At 72.1% G+C, this 26,340-nt stretch carries 22 protein-coding genes; 19 read left to right on the plus strand and 3 right to left on the minus strand.

What is annotated here, in order from left to right; translation table 11 throughout:
- Positions 1-68: 68 nt before the first annotated feature.
- A complete protein-coding gene (locus OG974_RS00770) occupies positions 69-365 on the minus strand; it encodes a phosphopantetheine-binding protein (RefSeq protein ID WP_327279013.1) in 297 nt (98 codons plus the stop codon).
- Positions 366-470: 105 nt separating this feature from the next.
- A complete protein-coding gene (locus tag OG974_RS00775) occupies positions 471-1,502 on the minus strand; it encodes a ketoacyl-ACP synthase III family protein (protein WP_327279014.1) in 1,032 nt (343 codons plus the stop codon).
- A gap of 777 nt (positions 1,503-2,279) precedes the next feature.
- On the opposite strand from OG974_RS00775, the gene OG974_RS00780 reads away from it, so the two are divergent.
- The 9 genes from OG974_RS00780 to OG974_RS00820 all read left to right on the plus strand — a co-directional run bounded on the left by OG974_RS00780 (position 2,280) and on the right by OG974_RS00820 (position 12,336).
- Positions 2,280-2,984 carry a response regulator transcription factor gene (locus OG974_RS00780; RefSeq protein WP_327279015.1) on the plus strand — a complete coding sequence of 235 codons (705 nt, stop codon included), beginning with the start codon at positions 2,280-2,282 and terminating at the stop codon, positions 2,982-2,984.
- 396 nt (positions 2,985-3,380) lie between these two features.
- Positions 3,381-3,878, plus strand: coding sequence for a PhzA/PhzB family protein (locus tag OG974_RS00785; protein ID WP_327279016.1), 498 nt, complete (start codon positions 3,381-3,383; stop codon positions 3,876-3,878).
- A 32-nt stretch (positions 3,879-3,910) separates the two neighbouring features.
- Positions 3,911-5,086, plus strand: a complete 1,176-nt coding sequence (locus tag OG974_RS00790) for a 3-deoxy-7-phosphoheptulonate synthase (protein WP_327279017.1) — start codon at positions 3,911-3,913, stop codon at positions 5,084-5,086.
- 60 nt (positions 5,087-5,146) lie between these two features.
- A complete protein-coding gene (locus OG974_RS00795; RefSeq protein WP_327279018.1) occupies positions 5,147-5,770 on the plus strand; it encodes an isochorismatase family protein in 624 nt (207 codons plus the stop codon).
- Positions 5,767-7,650, plus strand: a complete 1,884-nt coding sequence (locus tag OG974_RS00800; protein ID WP_329314789.1) for an anthranilate synthase family protein — start codon at positions 5,767-5,769, stop codon at positions 7,648-7,650. Before OG974_RS00795 ends, OG974_RS00800 begins: the two co-directional genes overlap by 4 nt.
- Positions 7,647-8,510: a PhzF family phenazine biosynthesis isomerase gene (locus tag OG974_RS00805; protein ID WP_327279020.1), complete on the plus strand. Its 864-nt coding sequence runs from the start codon at positions 7,647-7,649 to the stop codon at positions 8,508-8,510. The genes OG974_RS00800 and OG974_RS00805 overlap by 4 nt, the downstream gene beginning before the upstream one ends.
- Positions 8,511-8,559: 49 nt before the next feature.
- Complete coding sequence (gene phzG / locus OG974_RS00810; RefSeq protein WP_328764053.1) at positions 8,560-9,207, plus strand: phenazine biosynthesis FMN-dependent oxidase PhzG; 648 nt, start codon at positions 8,560-8,562, stop codon at positions 9,205-9,207.
- A gap of 91 nt (positions 9,208-9,298) precedes the next feature.
- Positions 9,299-10,921, plus strand: a complete 1,623-nt coding sequence (locus OG974_RS00815; protein ID WP_371645052.1) for an amino acid adenylation domain-containing protein — start codon at positions 9,299-9,301, stop codon at positions 10,919-10,921.
- A gap of 29 nt (positions 10,922-10,950) precedes the next feature.
- Positions 10,951-12,336 (plus strand): FAD-binding oxidoreductase, encoded by a 1,386-nt coding sequence (locus OG974_RS00820; protein ID WP_327279023.1) that lies wholly within the window; start codon positions 10,951-10,953, stop codon positions 12,334-12,336.
- A 75-nt stretch (positions 12,337-12,411) separates the two neighbouring features.
- Here OG974_RS00820 and OG974_RS00825 read toward each other — a convergent pair whose 3' ends face one another.
- Positions 12,412-12,780 (minus strand): hypothetical protein, encoded by a 369-nt coding sequence (locus tag OG974_RS00825; RefSeq protein ID WP_329314797.1) that lies wholly within the window; start codon positions 12,778-12,780, stop codon positions 12,412-12,414.
- A 201-nt stretch (positions 12,781-12,981) separates the two neighbouring features.
- Between OG974_RS00825 and OG974_RS00830 the strand changes: the two genes are divergently transcribed.
- The 10 genes from OG974_RS00830 to OG974_RS00875 all read left to right on the plus strand — a co-directional run bounded on the left by OG974_RS00830 (position 12,982) and on the right by OG974_RS00875 (position 26,286).
- Positions 12,982-14,082, plus strand: a complete 1,101-nt coding sequence (locus OG974_RS00830) for a phenazine antibiotic biosynthesis protein (protein ID WP_327279025.1) — start codon at positions 12,982-12,984, stop codon at positions 14,080-14,082.
- Positions 14,082-15,518: an aldehyde dehydrogenase family protein gene (locus tag OG974_RS00835; RefSeq protein WP_328764056.1), complete on the plus strand. Its 1,437-nt coding sequence runs from the start codon at positions 14,082-14,084 to the stop codon at positions 15,516-15,518. Before OG974_RS00830 ends, OG974_RS00835 begins: the two co-directional genes overlap by 1 nt.
- A gap of 87 nt (positions 15,519-15,605) precedes the next feature.
- Positions 15,606-16,814 (plus strand): methionine adenosyltransferase, encoded by a 1,209-nt coding sequence (metK, locus tag OG974_RS00840; RefSeq protein WP_328764057.1) that lies wholly within the window; start codon positions 15,606-15,608, stop codon positions 16,812-16,814.
- A gap of 36 nt (positions 16,815-16,850) precedes the next feature.
- Complete coding sequence (locus tag OG974_RS00845; protein ID WP_371645056.1) at positions 16,851-17,831, plus strand: carbohydrate kinase family protein; 981 nt, start codon at positions 16,851-16,853, stop codon at positions 17,829-17,831.
- The gene (gene metF, locus OG974_RS00850) at positions 17,828-18,712 is read left to right on the plus strand and encodes a methylenetetrahydrofolate reductase [NAD(P)H] (RefSeq protein ID WP_371645058.1); all 885 of its coding nucleotides are present in this window, start codon (positions 17,828-17,830) and stop codon (positions 18,710-18,712) included. Before OG974_RS00845 ends, metF begins: the two co-directional genes overlap by 4 nt.
- 195 nt (positions 18,713-18,907) lie before the next feature.
- Positions 18,908-19,273 carry a phosphopantetheine-binding protein gene (locus OG974_RS00855; RefSeq protein ID WP_327279030.1) on the plus strand — a complete coding sequence of 122 codons (366 nt, stop codon included), beginning with the start codon at positions 18,908-18,910 and terminating at the stop codon, positions 19,271-19,273.
- Positions 19,266-22,031 (plus strand): type I polyketide synthase, encoded by a 2,766-nt coding sequence (locus tag OG974_RS00860; protein WP_371645059.1) that lies wholly within the window; start codon positions 19,266-19,268, stop codon positions 22,029-22,031. The genes OG974_RS00855 and OG974_RS00860 overlap by 8 nt, the downstream gene beginning before the upstream one ends.
- The gene (locus tag OG974_RS00865) at positions 22,028-22,819 is read left to right on the plus strand and encodes an alpha/beta fold hydrolase (protein ID WP_327279032.1); all 792 of its coding nucleotides are present in this window, start codon (positions 22,028-22,030) and stop codon (positions 22,817-22,819) included. The genes OG974_RS00860 and OG974_RS00865 overlap by 4 nt, the downstream gene beginning before the upstream one ends.
- A gap of 9 nt (positions 22,820-22,828) precedes the next feature.
- Positions 22,829-23,884 (plus strand): aldo/keto reductase, encoded by a 1,056-nt coding sequence (locus OG974_RS00870; protein WP_327279033.1) that lies wholly within the window; start codon positions 22,829-22,831, stop codon positions 23,882-23,884.
- A gap of 50 nt (positions 23,885-23,934) precedes the next feature.
- Positions 23,935-26,286 carry an acyltransferase domain-containing protein gene (locus OG974_RS00875; RefSeq protein WP_371645062.1) on the plus strand — a complete coding sequence of 784 codons (2,352 nt, stop codon included), beginning with the start codon at positions 23,935-23,937 and terminating at the stop codon, positions 26,284-26,286.
- Positions 26,287-26,340: the final 54 nt, after the last annotated feature.

Raw genomic sequence — 26,340 nt, forward strand, 5'->3', positions numbered from 1 at the left:
GCAGCCGATGGCGAGTCGGGCGGGCCGGTGTACGACATCCGGCCCGCCCGCCGTCGTACCGGAGCCGGTCAGGCGCCGGCCTCGGCCAGTTCCTGCGTGATCCGCTCGTTCCAGGCGGCGAACGTCGGGGTGCCGGTCAACTCTCCGAAGGCCACGGCCAGGCCCGCGCGGCGCCACTTGGTGACCAGCCGCATCATCTCCAGGGACCCGAGGCCCAGGTGGATGAGGTTGGCGTGGTCCTCTACCTCGGACGGGCTGATGCCGATCAGTTCGGCCAGCGCCGCGCGCAGGTCCTCGCCCGTGAGGGGGGCGGCAGCCGCGACGCTCTGCTGGCGGGTGGTGTCGGGCATGGTGCTGTCGGTCATGGTGGTGTGTCGTCCTTTCCGGCCTGATGGAGTGGGGCACGGGGCGTGGATCGCCCGCAGGTACGGGGCCACCGGCCGACGGCCGGCGGCCCCGTACCCGGTGGGTCACTCGGCGGGTTCGGCGACGATCTCCAGGATCGCCACGCCGGCCTCGAAGCCGGGGCTGCCGGTGAAGAGCAGCACCTTGTCGCCCGGACCGACCTGGCGGGTGCTCCACAGGTGCTCCAGGCCGATGAAGACGTCGGCGGCGCTGATGTGGCCGACCTTGCTGGTGTGCTCCCAGATGCCGCTGTCGAGGGTGAAGCCGATCGGGTCGAGGAACTGGTCGCGCAGCGCGTCGAGCGTGGCGCTCGGGTGGCAGACCCGCTTGATGTCGGCGGCGGTGATGCCGGCGTCGGTCAGGGCCTCGTCGAGGGCCTTCTGCAGGACCTCGCCCGGGTGCTCCATGGGGGGAGTGTTGCCCTTGGCCCACTCCTCCATCCAGAACTTGACGCGGGCCTCGTAGTCCAGCTCCCTGCCGACGGTCACGGCCGGCGGGAAGATCGGCTCGCTGCCGCGGTGCAGCGCCTCCATCCCGGGGGCGGAGTACGTGCCGATGGACAGCAGTTTGGCGATGCCGCCGGTGCGCGAGACGACCGCGGCGGCGGCGCCGTCACCGAAGATGGAAAGACGGGACGTGGTCCAGCGGTTGATCAGCGGAGTGGAGTAATTGTCTGCCGCGGTGAGAAGTACCGCCGACTTGCGCGGGTCGCAGGCGAGCCGGTGCGCAGAAATCGCGAGGGAGGAAAGCATTCCCTGGCAGCCCTGCTTGACTTCCAGTGCCGTGATCGGCGTGTTCAGGGTGTTGGTGAGAACGTAATGGGCCGGGGACCAGCCGTCGGGGCCCTGGTGATAGGCGGAGCTGTGGAACAGTGCGCCGAATTCCTCGGCCGCAACACCCGAACGTGAAATTGCCTCCTTGGCGGCCAGTACGGCCATTTCAGGAGCGGACAGTGAATCGGAGATCGCGACCGACTCCAGTCCCGAAGCCTCTCGGACGTCCGCTCCGTACCAGCCGGACTCCACGGCCTGCTCCGTCGTCACGAGGCCCGGCACGAAGGTGCCGAGGCTCGACAGGTAGACGTCGTCAAACTTCATCGCGGTTCCCTTCCGACGCCCATCGATCGGATGTGGCGTGGCCTGATGTGTGCTCTGTTGTGCCCAAGACCATCACGGCGGGCGGCCCGGCGCGTGAGTACCGGCTACTCAGATCGCGTTCGGGGGGCGGGGATCTACGCAGCCGAGGGGCGCGGGTCCGGTCCCGGGGGTGTCGGAGCGCACCGCTCCGCAGCCCCGGCGCGGTTGGCTGGAAATCGCCGATCGTGGCGACGCGGGGCCAGGTGGGGGCAGGGGGGCGCAGCTGCCTCGGGGTCGATTCGCGCCATGTCCGCAGGCGTCGGCGGCCGTGCCGGACGGCGAATCCGTCGTCGGTTGGCATTGGTTTTATGGGGGCTTAAGCATCTGGCCATCATTTTGACGAGGCATCAGCTAACGGTGTGTAGGATGACTCGGTCTCGACGTTGCGACCCGCTGTGCGGGGTGCATCGCCCGGACGGGCCCGATCGAGATGGGCCGGTGGAGAAGGCAATGCCCGGAATTCCAGGCCTTCCCGCCCTTTGGGGTGGGGTCATCAAGTCCTGTCGTATTCCGGTTTGTTTACGGGGGAGAGTGTGTACGTGGCATGTGATCGTCTAGGCGTGCACGGTATTCGTGCACTCGGACAGGGCCTGGAAGGATTTTCGTGTACGCACGCCCCCATGGGTGCTCGGTCCGCCGTGCGGACCGAAAAAGGGGGAGAGTGTGGTCGTCCGTTCTGACCTGATGGTTCGTCATCTGCCGGCGGTTGCCGGTACGGGGAGGGCAGGCTGGACTGAAATGGAAGTATCAATTCCGCGGCAGTCGGCGACGCGTGGCGCGCCGACCGTTTGGCGCATCCTCGTGGTGGAGAACAACGACGAGGATGCCGAGCCCCTGATGAGGGGGCTACAGCGGTACGGGCATCACGTGGAACGGGTATCCGGCGGAATTCCGGCGCTCGACGCGTACGACGGTGTGGACCTGGTCCTGCTGGACCTCGAACTGCCCGATCTGGACGGTCTGGAGGTCTGCCGGCAGATCCGCGCCGCGGGGGACACGGCGGTCATCGCCGTGACCGCGCGGGGCGCGGAACTCGACCGGGTCCTCGGCCTGCAGGCCGGTGCCGACGACTACCTCGTCAAGCCGTACGGTTTTCAGGAGTTGTTGGCGCGCATGGAGGCCGTCATGCGGCGCGTTCAGATGTCGACCGCGGACCCGTCGTTGATCGTCCGCGGCCCGCTGTGCATCGACGCGGCGGCCCGCCAGGTGAGCCTGGACGGTCGCCGGGTGGAGGTCACCCGCAAGGAGTTCGACCTCCTGTACCTATTGGCGGTCCAGCCCGACAACGTCGTCTCCCGCAAAGCGATCATGCAGGCCGTCTGGGGCGACGTCTGGTCCCGGCGCACCATCGACACGCACATCAGCAGCCTGAGGGGCAAGCTCGGCAGCAGCGACTGGATCCGCAACGTGCGCGGCGTCGGCTTCCAGCTCGGCTGCGCCTGAGTCGACTCCCCTCGAACGCCGCGGCGGTCGCCATCGCCGGAAGGTAGTGTGGAAGGGGCCCTGAAGGGGCCCAGGAGAGACCTCGAAGCGGCCCCCGGGACACCGTCCCGGGGGCCGCTTCGCGTATCCGCTCGCACACGTCAACACCATTGCAGCACCTACGAGTTGACACTTCTCTGACGAAACTCGATAGCCGCTTGAGGAACCTGCACGGAGCCTGACGTCGAGTTGAGTGTTTGTTCCTTGAACGGACCCGGGCCGCCCGGCAAGATCGGTGATGCCCGCCCAGCGTGCCCGACCGCACCCTCCCCCGGCCCGGTCGACCGGCCCAGGCGCCTTCTTCTCCTCCCCCCCACCAGGGACATCAACAGCCAGCGCACGATTTGGAGTTCATCCATGTCTGAATCCGCTCAGGGCACCGCCTCCACCGTCTCCACCGACGAAGCCGAGCTCCGCAGAATCAACCGCGCGACGGTGGAGACGTACATGGCGGCCCTCGGCGAGGCCCGCCTGGAGCGCCACCTGCTCTTCACGGAGGACGGCGTCGGCGGTCTGTGGACCACCGACACCGGTGCCCCGATCGCCATCCGCGGCCGGGACCGGCTCGGCGAGCACGCGGTGTGGTCGCTGAAGACCTTCCCGGACTGGGAGTGGTACAACGTCCAGATCTTCGAGACCCAGGACCCCAACCGCTTCTGGGTGGAGTGCGACGGCCGAGGCAAGATCCTCTTCGCGGACTACCCCGAGGGCCACTACGAGAACCACTTCCTGCACTCGTTCGAGCTGGAAAACGGCCGGATCAAGCTGCAGCGGGAGTTCATGAACCCCTTCGAGCAGCTGCGCTCCCTGGGCATTCCCGTCCCCGAGATCAAGCGCGCCGGCATACCCACGTGACCGGCAGCAGCCCCGCCGCATAGGAGGATCCTGTGGACGAAGTCCTGCGCGACATCCGCATCCGCAAGGCACTGCAGCAGCCCGACTGGCCGGACCGGGGGCAGGTCGAGCGGGTGGGGGACACGCTGGCGACCGGACCGGCGCTCGTCCGGGCCCACGACGTCCGGGCGCTGCGCGCCGCGCTCGCCCGGGTCGTGGCCGGCGAGGCCGTGGTCGTCCAGGCCGGCGACTGCGCCGAGGACCCCGGCGAGTGCACCGCAACGGACGTGTCCCGCAAGGCGGCGCTCCTGGACCTGCTCGCCGGGACGCTGCGCATGACCGCGCACAAGCCCGTCATCCGGGTCGGCCGCATCGCGGGCCAGTTCGCCAAGCCCCGCTCCAGCGCCACCGAGTCGGTGGCCGGCACCTCGCTCCCCACCTTCCGGGGCCACATGGTCAACGGGCCCGAACCGGACCCCGAAGCCAGGCGCCCCGACCCGCTGCGCATGCTCACCTGTCACATGGCGGCGGACGAGATCATGAAGCACCTGGGCTGGCAGGCGGACGCGCCGCTGCGCGACCCGCTCGGCCCGCCGGTGTGGACCAGCCACGAGGCGCTGCTACTCGACTACGAGATCCCCATGCTGCGCACGGACGAGGACGGCAGGCTGTTCCTCGGCTCCACGCACTGGCCCTGGATCGGCGAGCGCACCCGGCAGCTGGACGGCGCGCACGTGGCGCTGCTCGCCGAGGTGAGCAACCCGGTGGGCTGCAAGGTGGGACCCACGATGGACCCCGCGGAGCTGGTGGCCCTGTGCCAGCGCCTCGACCCCGAGCGCACGCCCGGACGGCTGACACTCATCTCCCGGATGGGCGCCGAGGTGATCTCGGAGCGGCTGCCAGCGCTGGTCAAGGCCGTACGCGAGGCCGGTCACCCGGTCATCTGGCTCACCGACCCCATGCACGGCAACACCGTCACCGCGCCGGACGGCAACAAGACCCGCCACGTCGAGACGGTCTCGCGCGAGGTGCGGCGCTTCCAGGAGGCCGTCACCGGCGCCGGGGGCGTGTGCGGCGGGCTGCACCTGGAGACCACGCCCCAAGACGTCACCGAGTGCGTCTCGTGCCAGGCGGACCTCGACCGCGTCAGCGACAAGTACACGTCGTTCTGCGATCCGCGGCTCAATCCGCAGCAGGCCGTCGCCGTCGTGTCCACCTGGAACGTCTGACACCAGACGCGTCCCACCCCGCTCCCTCCGAGTCAGGCATTGGAAGGCTGGAAGGCAGAAATGGCCGGAATTCCCCCCATCGAGCCCTATGTGTTGCCGACGGCGGGCGACCTGCCCGCCAACACCGCCCAGTGGACCCCTGATCCCGACCGTGCCGTGCTGCTGGTCCACGACATGCAGCGCTTCTTCCTGGCACCCTTCCCGGACAGCATCCGCGACCCGCTGGTGAGCAACGCGGCGGCGCTGCGCGACCGCGCCGCCGCGCTCGGCGTCCCCGTCGCGTACACCGCCCAGCCCGGCAGCATGACCGAGCAGGAGCGCGGTCTGCTGGTCGATTTCTGGGGTCCCGGCATGCGCAAGGACCTCGCGGACCGCGCCGTCACCGACGCCCTGGCCCCCCGGGCCGGCGACTGGGAGCTGACCAAGTGGCGCTACAGCGCCTTCCACGACTCGCCCCTCCTGGAGCGGATGCGGGAGGCCGGCCGCGATCAGCTGATCCTCTGCGGCGTGTACGCCCACATCGGCGTCCTGATGACGGCGGTCGAGGCCTTCACGCACGACATCCAGCCCTTCCTCGTCGCCGACGCCGTCGCCGACTTCAACGAGAGCCACCACCGCATGGCGCTCGACTACGCGGCCGGGCGCTGCGCGATGGTGGTCCCGGCCAAGGAGGTCTTCGCATGACCGGCGCGACCGGGGACCTGCTCGACCACGTACTGACCGGCCGTGCCGGGGCTTTCGCCCTGCTGTACCGGCCGGAGGCCGGCGGGCCGGGCGTCCTCGACGTCCTCGTCGGCGATGTCACGACGCCCGCGACGCTCGCGGACGTCCCGCTGCCGCAGGCCCCGGCCGGGCCGACCGGCGCGCACCACGAGGTCCTCGCGGTCGTGCCGTACCGGCAGATCACCGAGCGGGGCTTCACGGCGACCGACGACGGCGCGCCCCTGGTCGCGCTGAGCGTGACCGGGCAGGAGCGGATCCCCCTCGCGGACGCGCTGCGCCGCATCCCACAGGTGCCGACCGAGTTGGCCGGCGCCCGCTTCGACGTGGACGACGAGACCTACCAGGAGATCGTCCGCAAGGTCGTCGACGACGTGATCGGTGCGGGCGAGGGGGCCAACTTCGTCATCAAGCGGTCCTTCCTCGCCACCATCACCGACTACCGGCCGGACAGCGCTCTGGCGTTCTTCTCCCGGCTCGTGCAGCGCGAGGTCGGCGCGTACTGGACGTTCCTGATCCACACGGGGGAGCGCACGCTCGTCGGCGCCTCCCCCGAGCGGCACGTAAGCCTCGACGCCGGCACGGCCGTGATGAACCCGATCAGCGGCACCTACCGCTATCCGGCGACCGGCCCCACCCTGCCCGAGGTCATGGACTTCCTCGCCGACCGCAAGGAGGCCGACGAGCTGTACATGGTCGTCGACGAGGAACTCAAGATGATGGCCCGGATCTGCGAAGGGGGCGGCCGGGTCAAGGGCCCCTACCTCAAGGAGATGACCCGCCTCGCGCACACCGAGTACTTCATCGAGGGCCGCACCGCGCACGACGTGCGCGACATCCTGCGCGAGACCATGTTCGCCCCGACGGTGACCGGCTCGCCGCTGGAGAGCGCCTGCCGGATCATCGAGGCGTACGAGCCCACGGGCCGCGGCTACTACAGCGGCGTCGCGGCCCTCGTGGGGCGCGACGAGCACGGCGACCGCGCGATGGACTCGGCGATCCTCATCCGCACCGCGGACATCGACCCGACCGGCCGGGTCGAGATCGGCGTCGGCGCCACACTGGTGCGTCACTCCGACCCCGCACGCGAGGCCGCCGAGACCCGGGCCAAGGCGTCCGGGCTGGTCGGCGCGCTGGAGGCCGGTGGGACCAGGGGGTTCGCCGGCCACCCCGAGGTGCGGGCCGCCCTGGAGCGGCGCAACGAGTCCATCGCCGGGTTCTGGCTGTGCGAGACCGGGGACCGGCCGCGGGCGCACACCGGGCTCGCCGGCCGTCGCGTCCTGGTCGTCGACGCGGAGGACACCTTCACGGCCATGATCGCCGGCCAGCTGCGCGCCCTGGGCCTGGAGGTCACCGTGCGCCGGTTCGACGAGGAGTACGCCTTCGAGGACCACGACCTCGTCGTGATGGGGCCGGGGCCGGGCGACCCCGGCGACACGGCCCACCCCCGCATCGCCCACCTCCACACCGCCGTACGCGCCCTGCTCGCCGAACGCAGGCCCTTCGTCGCGGTCTGCCTGAGCCACCAGGTGCTCAGCCTCGCGCTCGGCCTTGAGGTGTCCCGGCTGCCCGCCCCCAACCAGGGGCTGCAGAAGGAGATCGACTACTTCGGCGCCGTCGAACGGGTGGGCTTCTACAACGCGTTCGCCGCCGTAAGCGACGGCGACAAGCACGAGGTGGAGGGCGTCGGCGTGGTCGAGGTCAGCCGGAACCCGGCGACGGGGGAGGTGTACGGACTGCGGGGCCCGCACTTCATGACCATGCAGTTCCACGCCGAGTCCGTGCTCACCCAGAACGGCCCGCGCATCCTCGCCGGTGCCCTCCAGAGCGTGTTCAACCCATGATGAAAGAGCAGCAGGAGATCTCGATGCACCCCTACGTGGTTGTCGACGCCTTCGCGACCGAAGTGCTCAAGGGCAACCCGGTCGCCGTCTACTTCGACGCGGACGACCTGACCGGCCCTGAGATGCAGGCCATCGCCAAGGAGATGAACCTCTCCGAGACGACCTTCGTCCTCACGCCCCAGCAGGGCGGCGACGCACACATCCGGATCTTCACCCCGGTCAACGAACTGCCCTTCGCGGGCCACCCGTTGCTCGGCGCGGCCATCGCGATCGGCAACCGGGGCCCGCTGGACCAGCTCAAGCTGGAGACGGCCGAGGGGATCATCCCCTTCGAGCTGGTCCGCACGGACGGCGTGGTCACCGCCGCCTGGATGCAGCAGCCCGTACCGGAGTGGGAGCCCTTCGACCGGCGCGAGGAACTGCTGGCCGCCCTCGGTGTCCAGGACCCCGCCCTGCCGGTGGACATCTACCGCAACGGTCCCCGCCACGTCCTGATCGGCCTGAACAGCGTGGCGGAGCTGTCGGCGCTGCGACCCGACCACCGGGCCCTGTGCGCCTTCGAGGACATGGCGGCCAACTGCTTCGCCGGCTCCGGCACGCAGTGGCGCAGCCGCATGTTCTCGCCCGCGTACGGGGTCGTCGAGGACGCGGCCACCGGCTCCGCGGCCGGGCCCATCGCGATCCACCTGGCCCGGCACGGCCTGATCGAGTACGGGCAGCGCATCGTCATCACGCAGGGCGTCGAGATGGGCCGGCCCTCCCCGATGCACGCCCTCGCCGAGGGCAGTGGCGAGCAGGCCACCCGGGTCGAGGTCGGCGGCGACGGCGTCATCGCGCTCGAAGGGGCGCTGCGCCTGTGACGCGGCCCGCAGGCAGTCCATCCCCCGTAGCGCCACTCCGGAGAGACGCATGAGCAGCACCAGGTCGGAAAGCATGACGGGGAGCGTCAAGGTCTCCTTCCCCGAGTACGGGCAGCCGCCCGCCGAACCGGTGGGCCTGCTGCGTGCGTGGCTCGCCGACGCCGCCCGCACCGCGGTCCGCGAGCCGCGGGCCCTGGCGCTGGCCACCGCCGACGAGACCGGTCGGCCCTCGACCCGGATCGTGGTGATCAACCAGGTGACGGACACCGGGTTCGTGTTCATCACCCACGAGGGCAGCCGCAAGGGGCGCGAACTGGCGGCCAACCCGTGGGCGTCGGGCCTGCTGTACTGGCGGGAGACCAGCCAGCAGATCGTCGTCGACGGACCCGTCGTGAAGCTGTCCGACGCGGAGGCCGAGGCCATGTGGCACGCCCGGCCCGTGTTCACCCACGCCATGACGACCGCCTCCCGCCAGAGCGAGCCGGCGGGTGGCCTCGACGAGGTCGAGGCGCTGCGCGAGCGGGCCCTGGAGCTGGGCGGGACGGGTCGGCCGCTGCCCTGCCCGGAGGGCTTCGCCGCCTACGAACTCCGGTACGCAAGCGTGGAGTTCTGGGCCAACGGCACGGACCGGCTGCACGAGCGGCTGCGGTACGACCGCGACGGCGAGGGCTGGCGCGTCGGGCGCCTCCAGCCGTGAACCGGTCCGGGCGTTGACCCCGAAGGTCCCGTCGACCCCGCCGGTCCCGTCGAACCCTGTCGAACCCATCGAAGCGGAACGCGAGTACACCATGCAGTCAGCCGCCCCCCTCCTCCACTCCGGATTCCAGGCCTCGGCCCGGCGCGTCCCGGAGAACCCCGCGCTGTCCCTGCGCGGGCAGACCTGGACCTACCGGGAACTGGACGGCACCGCCCGCCGCTGGGCCGCGGCGCTCGCGCAGCACGCGACGCGGCCGAAGCGCGTGGCCATCCTCGGCCACCGCAGCATCGTCACCTACGCGGGATTCCTGGCCGCCCTGTACGCGGGGGCGACCGTGGTGCCGCTGAACAAGAAGTACCCCGTCGCCCGTAACCGCGACGTCCTGGAGCGCGCCGAGGTCGACGTCGTACTGGCCGACGCGGGCTCCCTCGCCCAGCTCGGCCCGCTCCTCGACGGTCTGGCCGACGCCCCGTCGGGCGCCCCGTTGGTGGTGCTGCCGGAGACCGAAGAGGCGCCCGGGAACCTCCCCGCGTCGGTGCGGGTGCTCACCCGCGCCGACGTCGAGGCCTGCGCCCCGCAGGCCGAGCCGGTGGCGGTCGCTCCCGGTGACGGCGCGTACCTGCTCTTCACCTCCGGCACCACGGGTCTGCCCAAGGGCGTGCCGATCTCGCACGCCAACGCGGCCGCGTTCCTGTCCGCCAACACCGAGCGGTACGGCTTCTCGGAGTACGACCGGTTCACCAACACCTTCGACCAGACCTTCGACTTGTCGGTCTTCGACCTGTTCATGGCCTGGGGGAGCGGTGGCTGCCTGGTCCCGATGGACACCTACGACCTGATGACGCCGCTGGAGTTCGTCCGCGCCAACGACATCACCGTCTGGTTCTCGGTGCCGTCGGTGGCGGTGCTCCAGCACCGCCGCGGCGCGCTGGATCCGGACAGCCTGCCGTCGCTGCGCTGGAGCCTGTTCTGCGGAGAGGCGCTGCCCGCGGCCACCGCCCAGGCCTGGCAGGAGGCGGCGTCCGCGTCCGTGGTGGAGAACCTGTACGGGCCGACCGAGGCGACCATCGCCTGCCTGGTGCACCGTTGGGACCCGAAGACCTCGCCGGCCGGCGTCGTCAACGGCGTCGTCTCGATCGGCTCCCCCTACCCGGGGATGGCCGCCGCCGTGCTCGCGGAGGACGGCAGCCCGGTGCCGGGCGGCGAGACCGGCGAGCTCTGCCTCTCCGGGCACCAGGTCTTCGAGGGATACCTGAACGCGCCCGAGCAGACCGACGGCGCCTTCCACACCACCCCGTCGGCGTACGGCCCCGACCACCGCTGGTACCGCACCGGTGACCTCGTACGCCGCCTGGACAGCGGCGAGTACGGCTACGTGGGCCGACTGGACACCCAGGTCAAGATCCTCGGTCACCGGATCGAGACGGGCGAGGTGGAGGCGCACCTGCTGCGGCAGGAGCGCATCGACCAGGCCGTCGTCGTCGCGGTCCCGGGAGACGAGGAGGGCGTGACGGTACTCGCAGGCATCCTGGCGGGCGTCGGGCTCGACGTCTACGACGTGGACGAGGAGCTGCGCCGGACGCTGCCCCCGTACATGATCCCGCTGACCTACCACCTGCTGGACGCCTTCCCGCTGAACGACAACGGCAAGGTCGACCGCAAGACGCTGCGCATGCAGGTCGTCTCCGGGGAGCTGGAGCCCGTCCTCCTGTGAGCGCGTCGCAACAGAAAGGAACACCGCAGATGAACGAGGCCGGTCCGATCGCCGCCCTGCGCGACCGCGTGCGAGGTGAGGTGCTGCTGCCGGGCGACGACGCCTTCGCCGCCCGGTGCGCGGGCTTCCAGACCGCTTACCGGCACCGGCCCTCCGTGCTGGTCCGCGCGACCGACCCCGAGGACGTGGTGGCCGCCGTACGGTACGCCGCCGCCGAAGGCCTGCCGGTGGCGGTCCAGGCGACCGGGCACGGCCTCGCGGTCGCCACCGACGGGGGCGTGCTCATCAACACCGCCGGCCTGTCGGAGGTCACGATCGACGCCCCGGCCCGCACGGCGCGGATCGGCGCCGGCGCGCGCTTCGCCGCCGTGGTCGACGCGGCGGCCCGCTACGGCCTGGCCCCGCTCAACGGCTCCGCGCCCGGCGTGGGCGCGGTCGGGTACGTCCTGGGCGGCGGACTCGGGCTGTTGGCGAGGGAGTTCGGCTACGCCGCCGACCGGGTGCGGTCGATCGACGTCGTCACCGCCGACGGCCGGCTGCGCCGGGTCACCGCGGACAGCGATCCCGAGCTGTTCTGGGCGCTGCGCGGGGCCGGCGCGAACTTCGGCGTGGTCACCGGGATGGAGATCGACCTGGTCCCGGTCAGCCGGCTGTACGGCGGTGAGCTGGTCTTCGACCTCGCCCGCACCCCGGACCTGCTCGCCGAATACCTGCGCTGGACCGAGGACCTCCCGGACGAGCTGACCTCTTCGGTGTCGCTGCTCGCCTACCCGGACCTGCCGTTCTTCCCGGCCCTCGTGCGCGGCCGGTACGCGGCCCACGTGCGCATCGCGTACACCGGGGACTCCCGCACGGGCGAGCGGCTGGTCGCCCCGCTGCGGGCGCTCGGGCCCCGGCTGTCCGACACCGTCGCGGAGATGCCGTACACCGAGTGCGGTGCGATCTACAACGATCCGCCGCAGCCGCACGCCTACCAGGGCGACAACGTCCTGCTGCGCGCCTTCGGTCCGCAACAGGCCGCCGAAGTGACCGAATTGGTCGGGCCCGGCTCGCCCGTCCCGTGCGTGCTCGACGTACGCCACCTGGGCGGGGCGCTCGGCCGGCCGGCCGGGGTGCCCAACGCGGTGGGACACCGCTCGGCCCGCTACCTCCTACGGGTGCTCATGCCGCTGATGGGCGCGACGCCGGACGAGGCGCGCACGGCCGGAGAGAAGGTGCTCGGGGCGCTCGCCGCCGAGTCCGTCGGCGGCCGGTTCCAGAGCCTGGTGTACGGAGGGTGCGCGCAGGGCGCTCCGGACGCGCCGGCCACGGATTTCTGGGAGCCGGCCGACCACCGCCGGCTGGCCGTGCTGAAGGCCGAGATCGACCCGGCCAATACGTTCCGCTGCAATCGCAATATCGAGCCGGCGGCCTGAGCGGAGCGGCTGCCGAAGAATTCCCTTTCATGCGAAGCGGCGCCCGGATTCCCGGAGCGCCGCTTCGCCGTGCTCTCATTTCCCGGCGAATTCCTCGAAGTCCACGGGTACGAGGCCGTCCAGGGCCGGGCCGAGACCGCCCAGGGAACGCAGGGAATGCACTCCCTCGGCCGTCGCCTCCACGTCGAACCAGGCCCGGAAGTCCACCGGATGCCCGATGAGTTCGGCCGGGCTGCGGGGCAACACCGCAGCTCGGGCGGCATCTTCCGACTCCCACAGCAGGAGGGCGCCCCAGCGGCCCGTGGGCGGGTCCGACAGCCAGATCTTCAGGAGCAGACCGGGAATGCCCGTCCAGTGCTCCGACTCCTTCCGGATGAAATCCCGGAGCGTTCCCGCGGTCTGCTGCGAATCCGTGAGGTCCCACCACGCGATCATTGCCTTCATGACGCCAGTCTATGGGGCCGGGTCGCAGCGGCTGCGTGTACTCAGCCAAAACACGTGTTGATAAAGCGAATTGAGTAGTCAGTACTCAGGCGTGGGTGGCGAGTTGGTGATCGAATGAGGATATCGGTCACGGCCGGCGGGGGACCCGACGCGGGAGACCGACCGGCCCCCACCACGCCGGCTGTTGACATTGGAGGACGAGTGGCGCCAACCGATCTGTCGATCCTGGACCTGCCGTACGACGCGGATCCGGACCCCGACGAGCTGGTGCGGGCGGCGATGGAGTGGCACTTCAGCCCGGAGACCGGATCGCCGTTCTGGCTGAAGCGTGCCGAGACGCTCGACTTCAACCCGCTGTCGGACGTCAAGGGCCATGCCGACCTGGCCCTCTTCCCGAACGTCGCCAACGAGCTGCGGGACGTGCCCGCGGCCGACCTGGTGCCGCGCGGCTACGGCGAACGCCCCGACGTCGTCGGCATCTTCGAGAGCGGCGGCACCACCGGCGCACCCAAGCGGGTGGCCTGCCCCGCCGACTGGCTGGAGAAGCTGGTCGGCTGGAGCAACGCCAACCTCGACGTGCACGGTTTCCCGCGCGGCGTCGACTGGCTGGGCATCACCCCCTCCGGCCCCCACGTCGTCGGCGAGATCTTCCGGCGCTCGGCCCGCACCCACGGCCGGTACGCCTTCCAGGTCGACCTCGACCCGCGGTGGGTCAAGCGCCTGATCGCGGAGGGCAAGGGCAGCCAGGCCGACGCCTACGCCGAGCACGTCATCGACCAGGCCGCCTACGTCCTGCACACCCAGGACATCGGTGTGATGACGGTGACCCCGCCGCTGCTGGAGCGCATCGCCCAGCGCGAGGACCTCGTCGAGGTCATCAACCGGAAGGTGAAGGCGATCCGTTGGGGCGGCACCCAGATGGACCCCGACACCGAGGCCCTCTACCGCACCGAGATCTTCCCCGAAGCCACCCTCTACGGGCACTACGGCAGCACGATGATCCTCGGCATCGCCGGTCAGCGCCACGGCACCCCGCTGGGCGCGCCCTGCGTGTTCGACACCTTCTCGCCGTACATCACCTTCCAGGTCGTGGACCCCGCCACCCGGGAGCCGGTGGCGTACGGGAAGCGCGGCCAGGTCGTGATGAACCACGTCAGCAAGGCCCTGTTGCTGCCCAACAACCTGGAGCGCGACACCGCGATCAGGGTCCCCGCGCCCGAGGGGCGCGTCGGGGACTCGGCCGCCGGCATCGCCCCGGTCGCCCGCTTCGACGACGAGGTCGTCATCGAGGGGGTCTACTGATGGCCGCCGAGCAGCCGCAGTCGACGGGGCAGGACGGCCGGGGGAGCCAGGACGGGCAGGGCGCGCAGGACTCCGGTACGCCCGTACTGGACGCGCTGGGCCCGGCCGGCCCGTACCGCGCCCACAACCGCCAGGAGGTCACCGACGTGACCGGCGCGGTCATGGCCGAGATGAGCCTGGTGCCCGCGCTCTACGTCAACCGGACGATGAAGGCCCTGCACGCCGCGACCCCGCTGCCCGCCGCCGAGCGGGCCGGCGCCCTGGCCCGCGCAGCCGAGTCGTTCCGCACGGCGACGCTGGGCGGGCTGACGGTGCAGGAGTACGAGGCGGCCGTCAGCCGCGTCTCCGGCCTGCCCGTCGAGGTCGTCCGGGTCGCCACCGCAACCTGCGCCGACCGCGTCGCGAACTCCTACCGCAGCGTCCAGCTGGCCCGGCCCGCCGGCGCGGTGCCCGACTGGCGCGACCCGCTGGTGCGCACCTCCCAGGCCGTGTGGACTCGGCGCGGCGAGGTGCTCGCCGTCCACGTTCCCGGCAACCACCCCGGCACGCACGGGTTCTGGCCGGAGGCGCTGGCCCTGGGCTACCGGGTCGCCGTCCGCCCCGCCGCCCGCGAGCCGTTCACCGCGCACCGCCTGGTCCTCGCCCTGCGCGAGGCCGGCTTCGGCGGCGACCACGTCGTCCTGCTGCCCTGCGGCCACGAGGCGGCCGACGCCCTCGTGCGGGGTGCGGACCTCGCCTACGGCGGGGACGAGATCATCCGGCAGTACGCCGACGATCCCGGGGTGCTCTCCCTGCAGCCGGGCCGCTCGAAGATCCTGCTGACGGCCGACACCGACTGGCGCGACCACCTCGACATGATCGTCGACTCGGTGACCCGGCACGCCGGCAGCGGCTGCGTCAACGCCACCGCCGTGCTGGTCGAGGGAGACCCGGCCCCGCTCGCGGGCGCGATCGCCGAGCGGCTGGCCGCCCTGCCCAGCCTGCCGCCGCACGACGAGAAGGCCGTCCTGCCGGTGCAGAACACCAAGGCGGCTCGGGCACTGGAGAAGTTCGTGCTCGACCGGGCCCAGGGCACCCGAGCCTGGCTCGGCGGCACCGGGTTCGTCGACGAACTCGGCGACGGCAGCGCCGTGCTGCGCCCGGCCGTCCACCAGGTCGCCTCCGCCGAGGCCCCCCAGCTCTCCGCCGAAGTCCCGTTCCCCTGCGTGTGGGTCGGGCCGTGGAGCCGCGAGGACGACGTCGAGCCGTTGCGCGACACCCTGGTCCTGACCGTCGTCACCGAGGACGAGGACCTCGTACAGGCCCTGATCGACGAGCCTTCGATCAGCAACCTGCACGTCGGAAGCCACGCCACCCACCGGCACCGCCCCGGTCTGCCGCACGACGGCTACCTGGGCGAGTTCCTGATGCGGAGCAAGACCGTCGTCCGCGTCTGAAGCAGACCGCAGACGAACCAACCGTCCGCCCTCCGGGCGGCCGGAAGCAATGTCCAGCCAGCAGCCGCTGCAAACCCAGGGAGCGATGTGTCCCGCCGCCTGTTCACCTCGGAGTCCGTGACCGAAGGTCACCCCGACAAGATCGCTGACCAGATCAGCGACGCCATCCTCGACGAGCTCCTTAGCCAGGACCCCACCTCGCGCGTCGCCGTGGAGACCCTGATCACCACCGGTCTCGTCCACGTCGCCGGCGAGGTGACGACCAAGGCGTACGCCGACATCCCGACGCTGATACGCACCAAGGTCCTGGAGATCGGCTACGACTCCTCGCAGAAGGGCTTCGACGGGGCGTCCTGCGGGGTCGAGGTGTCCATCGGCGCGCAGTCCCCGGACATCGCGCAGGGCGTGGACACGGCGTACGAGCAGCGGGTCGAGGGCGACGAGGACGAGCTCGACAAGCAGGGCGCGGGCGACCAGGGCCTGATGTTCGGCTACGCGTGCGACGAGACGCCCGAGCTCATGCCGCTGCCGATCCACATCGCGCACCGCCTGTCGCGGCGCCTGACCGAGGTCCGCAAGGACGGCACCGTCCCGTACCTGCGCCCCGACGGCAAGACCCAGGTCACCATCGAGTACGACGGCGACAAGGCCGTCCGCCTCGACACCGTCGTCGTCTCCTCGCAGCACGCCCCGGACATCGACCTGGAGTCCCTGCTCGCCCCGGACATCCGCGAGCACGTCGTCGAGCACGTCCTGCGCCTGCTCCACGAGGACGGCATCAAGCTGGAGACCGAGGGCTACCGGCTGCTGGTGAACCCGACCGGCCGCTTCGAGATCGGCGGCCCGATGGGCGACGCCGGCCTGACCGGCCGCAAGATCATCATCGACACGTACGGCGGCATGGCCCGCCACGGCGGCGGCGCCTTCTCGGGCAAGGACCCGTCGAAGGTCGACCGCTCCGCCGCGTACGCGATGCGCTGGGTCGCCAAGAACGTGGTCGCCGCCGGCCTCGCCTCGCGCTGCGAGGTCCAGGTCGCGTACGCCATCGGCAAGGCCGAGCCCGTCGGCCTGTTCGTCGAGACCTTCGGCACCGCCAAGGTGGAGGTCCAGAAGATCGAGGACGCGATCGGCCAGGTCTTCGACCTCCGCCCGGCCGCGATCATCCGCGACCTCGACCTGCTGCGCCCGATCTACGCCCAGACCGCAGCGTACGGCCACTTCGGCCGCGAGCTGCCGGACTTCACCTGGGAGCGCACCGACCGCGTCGACGCCCTGCGCGCGGCCGCGGGCATCTGACAGGCCACGTACGAGACTCGACGGGAGCACGCAGCGATGCGCATAGCGGTGTCAGGGTCGATCGCGACCGACCACCTCATGGCCTTCCCCGGCCGTTTCACCGACCAGCTGATCCCCGACCAGCTCGCCCACATCTCGTTGTCCTTCCTGGTCGACGACCTGGAGGTGCGACGCGGCGGGGTGGCGGCCAACATCGCTTACGGTCTGGGCCAGTTGGGGTTGACCCCCCTGCTGGTGGGGTCCGTCGGCCTCGACTTCGGCCCGTACGAGATCTGGCTGAAGGAGCAAGGCGTCGACACGGGCGCGGTCCGGGTGTCGGACACGGCGCAGACGGCCCGGTTCGTCTGCATCACGGACCAGGACAGCAATCAGATCGCCGCCTTCTACGCGGGCGCGATGAGCGAGGCCCGGGAGATCGACCTGGCGGCGGCGGCCGCGCAGGACCGCCCCGACCTCGTCCTGGTCTGCGCGAACGACCCGGCGGCGATGCTCCGCCACACCCGGCAGGCCACGGGCCTGGGCATCCCCTTCGCCGCCGACCCCTCGCAGCAGCTCGCGCGGCTGACCGGCGAGGAGGCCTCCGAACTCGTGGACGGCGCCACCTGGCTGTTCACCAACGAGTACGAGGCCGCGCTGCTGGCCGAGCGCACCGGCCGCACCCGCGAGGACATCCTCGCGAGCGTCGGCACCTGGGTGACCACGCTCGGCGAGCGCGGCGTACGGATCGAGCGCTCGGGGGAGTCCGAGCTCCTCGTCCCGGCCGTCCCGTGCGGCCACGTCACCGATCCGACCGGGGCCGGCGACGGCTTCCGCGCCGGCTTCCTCGCGGCCTCCGCGGCCGGGCTGCCGCTGTTGGCGGCCGGCCGGCTCGGCTGCGCGGTGGCGGCGTCCGTGCTGGACACCGTCGGCCCCCAGGGCTACGCGGCCGACCCGGGCCTGCTGGCGGAGCGCGTGCGCGACGTGTACGGGGCGGAGGCGGCCGCAGAGCTGCGACCGGTACTCGGGCGGGACGCATGACGCTGCGCGAGACGCTCGCCAGCGGGACCCGGTCCTTCTCGTTCGAGTTCTTCCCGCCCAAGACGGAGGCCGGCGAGCGCAACGTGTGGGACGCCATCCGGCGGATCGAGCCGCTGGCGCCCACCTTCGTCTCCGTCACGTACGGAGCCGGCGGGTCCTCCCGCGACCGGACCGTCGAACTGACGAAGCGGATCGCGTCCGACACGACCCTGCGGCCGGTGGCCCATCTCACCGCGGTGGGGCACTCCGTGGCCGAACTGCGCCGCATCATCGGCCAGTACGCCGATGCAGGGGTACGGGACGTCCTGGTCCTGCGCGGGGACCCGCCGGGGGACCCGCGGGGGCCCTGGATTCCACACCCGGACGGGCTCACGTACGCCCACGAGCTGGTCACCCTCGTACGGGAGGCCGGGGCGTTCAGCGTCGGCGTCGCGGCGTTCCCCGAGCGCCACCCGCGCTCCGCCGACTGGGACGGCGAGATCCGGCACTTCGTGGCCAAGTGCCGCGCGGGCGCCGACTACGCCGTCACCCAGATGTTCTTCGACGTCGAGGACTACCTGCGGCTGCGCGACCGGGTGTCCGCAGCCGGCTGCGACATCCCGATCATCCCGGAGATCATGCCGGCGACCGACGTGCGCCAGATCCGGCGCTTCGCCGAACTCAGCGACGCGGCCTTCCCGCAGGAGTTGGCCCGCCGGCTCGACGCCGCGCGCGACCGACCCGCCGAGGGCCACGCCGTCGGCGTGGAGTACGCCGTCGCGATGTCCGAACGACTGCTCGCCGAAGGGTCCCCGGGACTGCACTACATCACCTTGAACCGGTCCACGGCGACGCTCGACATCCACCGCGCCGTCATGGCCGTCCAGGCCGTCACCGCCTGACCCCCCCCCAGCAGCACGACCCGGCACGGGGTTTTCGATTTCGAAAACCCCGGCCGGGTCGTGCTGCTGCGCCATAACCATTGCCATAAACAACAGTTCTGCCCGGTAGGGAAGGTAGTTATTGGACACCTTCCCCGGAGCAGCAGATGATCCTATGGAGACGCCGAACCGGCGATCCGAAGGGGGAGGAGTGGAGTGCACGCATCCCATGCGAATCCACCGGAAGTAGATTTCGCAGCCGTCATCGCCGAAATCTGGTGTGAGGTCCTGGAAGTCCCCGCAGTGGGCAACGAGGACAACTTCTTCGATCTGGGCGGACACTCCCTGCTGCTCCAGCTGGTCCGGGAGCGGGTCGTGCAGCGCACCGGGAAGAACGTCGAGCTCATCGAGTTCTTCACGCACCCGACCGTACGGTCCCTCGCGACCCGGCTGGAGAACGAAGGGGCGGCTCCGGCCGCCGACGGCCGGCGCCGTCCCGCCGGCCGACTGAACCGCCTGGGAAACCGGCGGACCCAGCTCGGCAGGAATTCCTCGGACAGCCACGGAGAATTCGGTGAATGACATCGAAACCCAAGAGGAAGCCGACGGCTTCATCGCCGTCGTCGGAATGGCCGGCCGCTTTCCCGGCGCCGCCGACGTCGACGAATTCTGGGCCAATCTCGCGGCCGGTATCGACTCGGTCACCCGCGACGCCCCCCAGGTCATTCCGGGCGGCGCGCCCGATGGAGGCGACCTCACCTACCTGCCGTCCCGTGGCCGGCTGGACGGTGCCGAGTGGTTCGACGCCGACTATTTCGGCTACTCCGCCAAAGAGGCGTTCCTGATCGACCCGCAGCACCGGGTCTTCCTGGAATGCGCGGCCGCGGCCCTGGAGGACGCCGGCGCCGACCCCGACCGCTTCCCCGGCGCCATCGGCGTCTACGGCGGCTGTACCGAGACCCGGTACGCCGAAGCGCTCTCGGCCCGGCTCGCCCAGCTCCCCGCAGTGACCGAGGACGACATCGTCCTCGGCACCGCACCCGACTTCCTGGTCTCCCGCACGGCCGAGCGCCTCGGCCTGCGGGGCCCGGCCGTCGCCGTGCAGTCGGCCTGTGCCACCGCCCTCGTTGCCGTCCACACGGCCGGGCGGGGCCTGCTCGCCGGCGACTGCGACATGGCCCTGGCGGGCGGCGTCGCCGTGCACGTACCGCCGAAGAAGATCACATGGACCGGCCCGGACGGCACCCTGGCGCCCGACGGCGTCTGCCGCGCCTTCGACGCGCAGGGGGAGGGGACCGTCGCCGGCAACGGAGTCGGCGTCGTCGTCCTCAAGCGCCTGGCCGACGCGCTGGCCGACGGGGACCACATCCGCGCCGTCGTCCGCGGCTCGGCCGTGACCAACGACGGCTCGGGCCGGATCGGCTTCACCGCGCCCAGCGTGGCCGGCCAGGCCGCCGCGGTCCGGGAGGCACAGCTGACCGCGGGCACCGACGCCCGCACCATCACGTACGTGGAGGCCCACGGCACCGCCACCCCGCTGGGAGACCCGATCGAGGTCACGGCCCTCACCCAGGCCTTCCGGGGCGACACCGACGAGCAGGGCTTCTGCGCCATAGGCTCGGTGAAGACCAACATCGGGCACGCCGATGCGGCCGCCGGCGCCGCGGGCTTGGTCAAGACCGTCCTGGCGCTCGGCCACCGGCAGATCCCGCCGAGCCTGCACTTCACCGAGCCCAACCCCCAGATCGACTTCGAGAGCAGCCCGTTCAGGGTCGCCACCGAACTCACCGACTGGGAACCGGACGGCTTCCCCCGCCGCGCCGGCGTCAGCTCCTTCGCGGTCGGCGGCGTCAACGCCCACCTGGTTCTGGAGGAGGCCCCGCAGCGGCCGGTGCGCGAGTCCGAGCGACGCGTCCACCTGATGGTGCACTCCGCGCGCACCCCCTCCGCGCTGCGCACCCGGCTGGCCCGGTTCGACGACCACCTGGCCGGCGCGGCCCCCGCGTACGAGGACGCCGCCTGGACCCTCCAGACCGGTCGGCGCGAGCACGAGTACCGCGCCTTCACCGTCGCCGGCGACGGCCCGGCCCGCGAACCGGTCCACTGCGCCGAACCCCCGCGGGAGCGGCCCGTGGTGTTCCTCTTCCCGGGCCGGATCGGTCCGGCGGAGGCCTGGCGGCTGCACACCACCGAGCCCGCCTTCCGGGAGGCCTTCGACGCGGCCCTGGCCGGCGCCGACGACCGGCTCGTCCGCGACGTACGGGACGTGGCCCGCGGCCTGGCCTGGCCCGACGACCCGGTGGTGCGCGACACCTACGTCTTCGCCTTCGAGTACGCCCTGGCCGCGCTCTGGCAGCGCTGGGGCATCCGGCCGGACGCGGTCTTCGGCACCGGCGCCGGATCGCTGGTCGCGGCCGTCGTCGCGGGGGTCTTCCCGCTCACCGACGCGCTGCGCCTGATCGCCGCACCCGCCCGTACCCGCGGCGGCGACGACGAACTGCGCACGCTGCTGCGGTCCCTGGTCCCGCAGCCGCACCGGATCCCCGTCGTCCTCGGCGACGGCACCCGGTACGGCACCGGGACGCCGATCGCGGCCGAGCGCTGGGCGGACGAGCTGCGCGAGCCGGCCGACCCGGACGCCGCGCTCGACGTGCTCCTGGCCGACCCCGAGCGCATCCTGCTCCAGGTGGGCGCGGGATCCGGCCTGGTCACGCTCGCCCGGCAGCAGCCCCGCCACACCGCCCAGCACCTCCTGCTCGCCGCGCTGGCCGAACCCGACGGCGACGGCGGCGGCGCGCTGGCGGCCCTGTACGACGCACTCGGACGGCTGTGGCTGTCAGGGGCCCGGGTCTCCTGGGCCGGCGTGCACGAGGGCGAGCGCCGGGCCAAGGTCGCGCTGCCCACCTACCCCTTCGAGCGGCTCCCGTACCTGGTGCGCCACCCGGCGGAGGAGGCACAGACGGCCACCGGCGCCGCCGCGACCGTTGCCGAGGGCGACCGGCCCGCGGAAGACGAGGCCGCCGCCCCGAGCGGCGTCCCCGCCGCCGGGGGCCGACCGGAGTCCGAGGACCGTCCCGCCGACGACACCCCGCTCGGCGTGGTGCTGCGGTTGTTCGGCGAGGCCCTCGGACTGCCCGACATCGAAGCCGACGAGAGCTTCTTCGAACTCGGCGGCGACTCCCTCATCGCCGTGAAGCTCTTCGCCCAACTCAGGGAGATCTACCCGGTCGAGATCAAGATGCGCGCGCTGTTCGAGTCCGCGACGGCGGCCGACCTCGCCGCACTGATCGAGCAGCAGCTGGCCGACCCGCACCAGGACACGGAAGAGGAGTCCGCATGAACGGCACCGGAGCCGCAACCGGCGTCGGCCCCGCACCCGAGGCCACGACGGCCGACCTGCAGGCACGCTGGCTCTCCGGCCGCAGGCCCAAGACGCAGACCACGCTCGACCTGTACTGCTTCGCCCACGCGGGCGGTTCGGCGGGGGAGTTCGTCCGCTGGGCCGGCGCCCTGCCCGGCGTCCGCCTCTGGGCCGTCAAGCTGCCCGGCCGCGCGCCGCGGCAGGACGAGGCCCCGTACCAGCGGATCGCCGACCTGGTGACGGACCTCGTCGAGCAGGTCGACTTCGGGCATCGCGACTTCGCCTTCTTCGGCCACAGCCTGGGTGCGCTGATCGCCTTCGAAACCACCCGCGCCCTGCGCCGGGCCGGTCTGCGCCAGCCCCGCGCCCTGCTGCTGTCCTCCATGCAGCCGCCGCCCCTCACGGCGCGGCAGGGCGTCCACCTGCTGTCGGACGACGAGCTGCTGGCCCAGATCGAGAGCCGCTGGGGCGCGCTGCCGATGGTCGTCCACGAGGAGCCGGACCTCAAGCGACTCGCGCTGCGCTACCTGCGCGCGGACGCCGCACTCGCCGACTCCCACGAGTACGTCGTCGAGGAGCCGCTGGACATCCCGATCACGGCCTTCGCCGGCGACGAGGAGGACCCGGGCCAACTCGACTGGGCCGCCCACACCCGCACCGACTTCGCCGCGCACCTCGTGCCCGGCGGCCACTTCTACTTCCGCGACCCGCAGTCTCAGGCCGAGCTCCTGCGCCTCATCGGCGACGCACTGAGCACGGAGAACTAGAGGACAGCCATGCGTTACACCACCTTCGGCCGCACCACCGGCCTGCGTGTCTCCGAATACGCCCTCGGCACCGCCAACTTCGGCACCCTGTGGGGCGGTGGCGCCAACCGCGAGGAGTCCCGCAAGATCTTCGACCGGTTCGCGGAAGCCGGCGGCACCTTCATCGACTGCGCTGACAACTACCAGATCGGCGAGTCGGAGAAGCTGCTCGGAGAGTTCCTCGGCGTCGACCGCGACCACTACACGGTCAGCACCAAGTTCACCCTGGGCGCCGGCCGCGCCCGGATCTCCAACACGGGCAACAGCGCCAAGAACATCCGCACGTCGGTCGAGGCCAGCCTCAGGCGCCTCGGCACCGACTACATCGACGTCTACTGGGCCCACCTGCCGGACTCGGTCACCCCGGTCGAGGAGATCCTCAGCGCCCTCGACGGCCTGGTCCGGTCCGGCAAGATCCTCTACGCAGGGCTCTCCAACTTCCCCGCCTGGCGGATCTCCCGCGCCGTCACCCTCGCCGAACTCCGCTCTCTGAACCGCCTGGTGGGCATCCAGTTCGAGTACAGCCTCGCCGAGCGCGGGGCCGACCGCGAACTGATCCCCATGGCCGAGGCCCTGGGCCTGGGCACCACCCTGTGGTCGCCGCTCGGCGGGGGCCTGCTCACCGGCAAGTACCGGCAGAGCCGCCGCGGCCGCCTCAGTGACTGGGAGGGCCAGGCCATCCGCGTCGAGGACTCCGAGCAGCGCACCGCAGTCATCGACGCCGTGCTCACCGTCGCCGAGGAGACCGGCGCCCCCGCGGGACAGGTCGCCATGGCGTGGCTGCGCGCCCGGGCGGCCCGCTCGGCCACCGCGATGGTGCCCGTCATCGGACCGCGCACCGTCGACCAGCTCGACGACTACCTCGCCGCACTGGACGTGACCCTCGACGACGGCCAGTTCGAGCGGCTGGAGCAGGCCAGCGCGATCCGGCTGGGACAGCCCTACGAGCTGATCGCAGGCCACCAGGACGCGGCGCTGGGCCGCACCGGCGGCCGGTTCATCCGCCCGACCACTCCCGTGGCCTGACCGGCCCGCATGAATACGGGACTTCGACGAGAAAGGGAAGGGCGGACCGCATGACGGACCTCGCACCGGGAAACCTCGACCCCGGCTTCGACCTCGACGCCCACGTCGCCATCGTGGGCATGGCGGCGCGCTTCGGGCGGGCCGCGGACCTCGACGCGTTCCGCGGGGGCCCCGCCGGCCCGGCGGACGCGACCGCCGGGCCGCTGGCCGACGCCCACGCGTTCGACCACCGGTTCTTCGGCATCTCGCCGCGCGAGTCGGCGGTCCTCGACCCGCAGCAGCGCATCCTGTTGGAGTGCGCCCAGCACGCCCTGGAGGACGCCGCCCACGACCCGGCCCGCGACGAGGCGGTCGTCGGCATCTACGCGGGCGGTGCCACCACGAACCACGCGGCGCGGCTGCGCCGCCAGGCCGCCGGATCGCCCCAGACGGACGACCGGCAGATCCGGGCCGGCACCGGGGCCGACTTCCTCGCCTCACGGGTCGCCTACAAGCTGGGGTTGACCGGCCCCGCCGTCTCGGTGCAGGCCGCCGGGGCGACCGCCCTCGTCGCGGTGCACACCGCCGTCCAGGCGCTGCTCGGCGGCGAGTGCGACCTGGCGTTGGCCGGGTCGGTCACCGTGCACGCCCCCGCGGCCGGCGCCCCCGGCGGCGGCTGCGCGGTGTCCGTGCTGAAGCCGCTCCGGGCGGCCCTGGACGACGGCGACCGGATCTACGCCGTCCTCCGCGGCACCGCCGTCGGCACGACGGGCCGCGGCGAGTCGGCCGACGCGGGCCGCGACCGCATCGTCCGCGACGCCCTCGCGGTGAGCGGCGTCGCGGACGGCACGGTCCTCGGGGTGGACACCCCCGCCGGGGCGAGCGTCACCGACACCTCGCCCACGGCCGCCGCCTTCGTACGGGCCGTCCTCGCGGTGTACGACGGGGCGGACCGGCCGGACGGTGCAGCCGGGCCGCGCCGCGCCGCCGTGAGCGGCTCGGGCCCCTTCGGCACGCACGCCCACGCGATCGTCGAGCAGGCGCCCGCGACGGATCCCGCCCGGACGCCCACCCCCGCCACGGACGGCTGGCAGCTGCTGCCGTACTCGGCGAAGTCCGCGGCCGCGCTGGCCGCGGTGGCGGGGCGGATCGGCCGCCACCTGGACCGGGCGGGGGGCGCCGAGGCGCTCCAGGACGCCGCCTGGACCCTGCAGACGGGCCGGACGCGGTACGGCCACCGGGGCTTCGTCGTCGCCCGCGACCACGCCGGGGCGGTCGCCGCACTCGCCGAGGTCAAGGTCAAGGCCAAGGAGCGGTCCACGGGGAGTTCCGCGGGCGGCCCGCCGCCGGTGGTGTTCACCTTCCCCGGGCACGGCGGCCAGCACGTCGGCATGGCGCGCGGGCTGTACCGCCTCGACCCGCACTTCCGGGCCGATCTCGACGCGTGCGTCGCGCACGTCCGGGCCGTGGCCGACGTGGACCTCGGCGTCGTCTTCGACCCCGAGGGCGAGGAGGCGCAGGAGGCGGCCCGGCGCTCCGTCGCGGACGGTCGGATCGCGCAACTCGCCGTCTTCGTCCTGGAGTACGCCCTCGCGAAGGCCTTCATCCGCTGGGGCGTGCGCCCCGCGGCGGTCGTCGGCCACAGCCTCGGCGGGTACGCCGCCGCCTGCATCGCCGGGGTGTTCTCCTTCCCCGACGCGGTCAGGATGGTCCTCAAGCGCACCGAGCTGCTGCTCACCCTGGCCCCCGGCGCCATGGCGGCCGTACGGCTGCCCGAGGCCGAGCTGCTGCCGCTGCTCCCCGAGGGCGTCGGGATCGCCGTGATCAGCGGCCCCGACCAGGTGACCGTCTCCGGGCCGCGCGAGTCGGTGGAGAAGTTCGTCGAGGAGCACGTGGCCAAGGGGCTGGAAGCCCGCCTGCTGAAGATCCCGGGAGCCGGCCACTCCTCGCTGGTCGACGCGGTGCTCGACGAGTACGAGGCGTTCCTCGCCGACATCACGTTCCACCGGCCGGCGATCCGGGTGGTCTCGGACACCACCGGGACCTGGGCCGACCCGGACGAGATCCGCACGCCCGGCTACTGGTGCCGACACATGCGCCACGCCGTGCGCTACCACGACGTCCTGGAGACGCTGAACGCCTTCCAGGGCTGCGCCCTCGTCGAGGTCGGCCCCGGCACCACGCTGACGTCGCTGGCCCGCCGCCACGCGGAACTGCGCTGGAACCACCCGATCCTGCAGGCCCTGCCGCATCCGACCGACGAGACGCCCGACCCGAAGGTCCTGCTGTCGGCGCTCGGCGCGCTGTGGGCCGCCGGCGCCGAGATCGAGTGGGCTGCGCTGCACCCGCTGCGCGCCCCCCGCAGGACCTCCCTGCCGGGCTACCCGTACGAACGCACCGACTTCCCGGTGCCCGCGGCCTGACGGGCCGGGCACCTCCCGCACCTGCGCATTTCCGTTCCACCCGCACCCGTCCAC

Origin of the sequence: Streptomyces sp. NBC_00597 (assembly GCF_041431095.1) — a bacterium.
GTDB lineage: Bacteria > Actinomycetota > Actinomycetes > Streptomycetales > Streptomycetaceae > Streptomyces.

Coding starts and splice junctions, on each gene's coding strand:
- OG974_RS00770 (WP_327279013.1), bottom strand. CDS start 365: ATGACCGACAGCACCATGCCCGACACCACCCGCCAGCAGAGCGTCGCG.
- OG974_RS00775 (WP_327279014.1), bottom strand. CDS start 1,502: ATGAAGTTTGACGACGTCTACCTGTCGAGCCTCGGCACCTTCGTGCCG.
- OG974_RS00780 (WP_327279015.1), top strand. CDS start 2,280: ATGGAAGTATCAATTCCGCGGCAGTCGGCGACGCGTGGCGCGCCGACC.
- OG974_RS00785 (WP_327279016.1), top strand. CDS start 3,381: ATGTCTGAATCCGCTCAGGGCACCGCCTCCACCGTCTCCACCGACGAA.
- OG974_RS00795 (WP_327279018.1), top strand. CDS start 5,147: ATGGCCGGAATTCCCCCCATCGAGCCCTATGTGTTGCCGACGGCGGGC.
- OG974_RS00800 (WP_329314789.1), top strand. CDS start 5,767: ATGACCGGCGCGACCGGGGACCTGCTCGACCACGTACTGACCGGCCGT.
- OG974_RS00805 (WP_327279020.1), top strand. CDS start 7,647: ATGATGAAAGAGCAGCAGGAGATCTCGATGCACCCCTACGTGGTTGTC.
- phzG (WP_328764053.1), top strand. CDS start 8,560: ATGAGCAGCACCAGGTCGGAAAGCATGACGGGGAGCGTCAAGGTCTCC.
- OG974_RS00815 (WP_371645052.1), top strand. CDS start 9,299: ATGCAGTCAGCCGCCCCCCTCCTCCACTCCGGATTCCAGGCCTCGGCC.
- OG974_RS00820 (WP_327279023.1), top strand. CDS start 10,951: ATGAACGAGGCCGGTCCGATCGCCGCCCTGCGCGACCGCGTGCGAGGT.
- OG974_RS00825 (WP_329314797.1), bottom strand. CDS start 12,780: ATGAAGGCAATGATCGCGTGGTGGGACCTCACGGATTCGCAGCAGACC.
- OG974_RS00835 (WP_328764056.1), top strand. CDS start 14,082: ATGGCCGCCGAGCAGCCGCAGTCGACGGGGCAGGACGGCCGGGGGAGC.
- OG974_RS00845 (WP_371645056.1), top strand. CDS start 16,851: ATGCGCATAGCGGTGTCAGGGTCGATCGCGACCGACCACCTCATGGCC.
- metF (WP_371645058.1), top strand. CDS start 17,828: ATGACGCTGCGCGAGACGCTCGCCAGCGGGACCCGGTCCTTCTCGTTC.
- OG974_RS00865 (WP_327279032.1), top strand. CDS start 22,028: ATGAACGGCACCGGAGCCGCAACCGGCGTCGGCCCCGCACCCGAGGCC.
- OG974_RS00870 (WP_327279033.1), top strand. CDS start 22,829: ATGCGTTACACCACCTTCGGCCGCACCACCGGCCTGCGTGTCTCCGAA.
- OG974_RS00875 (WP_371645062.1), top strand. CDS start 23,935: ATGACGGACCTCGCACCGGGAAACCTCGACCCCGGCTTCGACCTCGAC.